Source organism: Streptomyces sp. DH12 (genome assembly GCF_020873895.1).
GTDB lineage: Bacteria > Actinomycetota > Actinomycetes > Streptomycetales > Streptomycetaceae > Streptomyces.
The window spans coordinates 1-431 of sequence record NZ_JAHWGT010001264.1; the positions used below are offsets into that span (position 1 = coordinate 1).

At 62.2% G+C, this 431-nt stretch carries 1 pseudogene; it reads left to right on the forward strand.

The features are described 5' to 3' along the window. A pseudogene (locus LPA54_RS39590) lies at positions 1-286 on the forward strand (hypothetical protein); the annotation flags it as partial. Between the last annotated feature and the right edge of the window lie 145 nt (positions 287-431).

Consider the following 431-nt stretch of genomic DNA (forward strand, 5'->3'; position numbering starts at 1 on the left):
GAACTGGGTCGCCCAGTTCGAGGAGGCCGGGGCCACGATGACGGGCGAGGCCCGCTATTACGACCGTGAAGTGACGCTCAGGGGCAAGAACTCCGCGGCATTGGTCTTCTGCGCGGACGAGAGCAAGGGCTTCAGCAAGGACAAGAAGACCAACAAGATTCACAAGACGCCGGTCACGAAGAACAGCTACGTGCTGTACAACACCAGGCTCGACAAGAACGCCGAAGGCGTCTGGCAGACATCCCAGATCATCTCTACGAGGGGGGCGGCTCAATGCCAGCCGTAGCGAGGATCTCGGTGGGGGCGGCCCTCATGGCCGCACTCACTGTGCTGGCCTCAAGCCCGATGGCACATGCCGACTTCGTGCCGGGTGGCAAGGGAACGGGAAGTGAGACACAGGTCGACGGCGACCAAGGTGACGGGACGATTTC